The sequence below is a fragment of the Bacillus sp. LR--39 genome (assembly GCF_053613335.1).
The window spans coordinates 1-1329 of the sequence record NZ_JBSIOT010000180.1 but is presented as its reverse complement, the minus strand read 5'-3'; the positions used below and the strand labels follow the sequence as shown (position 1 = coordinate 1329).

At 46.2% G+C, this 1329-nt stretch carries 3 protein-coding genes; all 3 read left to right on the top strand.

The window, feature by feature from the left end; all coding sequences use genetic code 11:
* A partial coding sequence (locus ACWHAR_RS21580; RefSeq protein ID WP_309460282.1) for a TerD family protein occupies window positions 1–226 on the top strand: 226 nt, incomplete at its 5' end.
* A 34-nt stretch (window positions 227–260) separates the two neighbouring features.
* Window positions 261–839 (top strand): TerD family protein, encoded by a 579-nt coding sequence (locus ACWHAR_RS21575; RefSeq protein WP_003241242.1) that lies wholly within the window; start codon window positions 261–263, stop codon window positions 837–839.
* A gap of 51 nt (window positions 840–890) precedes the next feature.
* A partial coding sequence (locus ACWHAR_RS21570) for a TerC family protein (RefSeq protein ID WP_452087781.1) occupies window positions 891–1329 on the top strand: 439 nt, incomplete at its 3' end.

Genomic DNA, 1329 nt, shown 5'->3' with positions numbered 1-1329 from the left:
CCAAAACTTTGGACAAGTATCAAACGCGTTTGTCCGCATTGTAAATGAAGAAACAAATGAAGAGCTCATCCGTTACGATCTTGCAGAAGATTTCTCTATTGAAACGGCAATCATTGCAGGGGAGCTTTACAGACATAACGGCGAGTGGAAATTCTCCGCAATCGGCTCAGGCTACCAAGGCGGCCTTGCCCGCATTGCAACAGACTACGGTTTGCAAGTCGGTTAAGACAAATACGAAGAGCAGAAAGGAGAGAGGCAGTATGGCCATTCAATTATCAAAAGGACAGCGCATTGATTTAACGAAAACAAATCCGGGACTGACAAAAGCGGTGATCGGCTTAGGCTGGGATACAAACAAGTATTCCGGCGGACACGATTTTGACCTGGATGCTTCGGCCTTTTTAGTTGATGCGCATGATAACTGCGTAAATGATCTCGATTTCGTCTTCTATAATAACCTTGAACATCCGAGCGGCGGTGTCATCCATACGGGTGACAACCGCACGGGTGAGGGCGACGGAGATGATGAGCAGATTATCGTTGATTTCTCAAAAATCCCTGCTCACATTGAGAAAATCGGCATCACAGTGACCATTCACGACGCTGAAGCACGCAGCCAAAACTTTGGACAAGTTTCCAATGCATTTGTCCGCGTTGTGGATGAAGAAACGCAGAATGAGCTTCTTCGCTTCGATTTGGGAGAAGACTTCTCCATTGAAACAGCTGTTGTCGTTTGTGAGCTTTACAGACACGGCGGCGAGTGGAAATTCAATGCGATCGGCAGCGGATTTTCCGGCGGGCTGGCTGCATTGTGCCGGAATTACGGTTTGCAAGTGTAAGCGAGTGACAAATAGAGAAGTCACCGTTTCAAATTAATAGGAGGAAAAAACTTGGACTTTTTACATCATATTTTGTCTACGTATGCTTCATTTTTCGATTGGAAAATGTGGGGGGAAGTTCTGACGGATCCTGTTTCCTGGGGTTTGATCGGTTCCCTTGTTGTTCTGGAAGGCCTTTTATCGGCCGATAACGCGCTTGTTCTTGCGGTCATGGTTAAACACCTGCCGGAAAAACAGCGGAAAAAAGCGTTAACGTATGGTTTGTTTGGAGCTTATATTTTCAGGTTTATTTTTATCGGGCTCGGTATGCTTCTTATTAAATTCTGGTGGATCAAGGTGCTTGGCGCGCTTTACCTGGCTTGGCTCGTCATTAAGCACTTCTGGATAGGCGAAAAAGAAGAGGAAGCGGACGGCATCAAGAAAAACTCTTGGATGGTCCGCACGTTCGGGATCTTCTGGGCGACTGTCATTTCAGTAGAATTAATGGATC

Excerpts from the sequence above, each read along its gene's own strand:
- ACWHAR_RS21575 (WP_003241242.1), top strand. The coding sequence starts at position 261 with ATGGCCATTCAATTATCAAAAGGACAGCGCATTGATTTAACGAAAACA.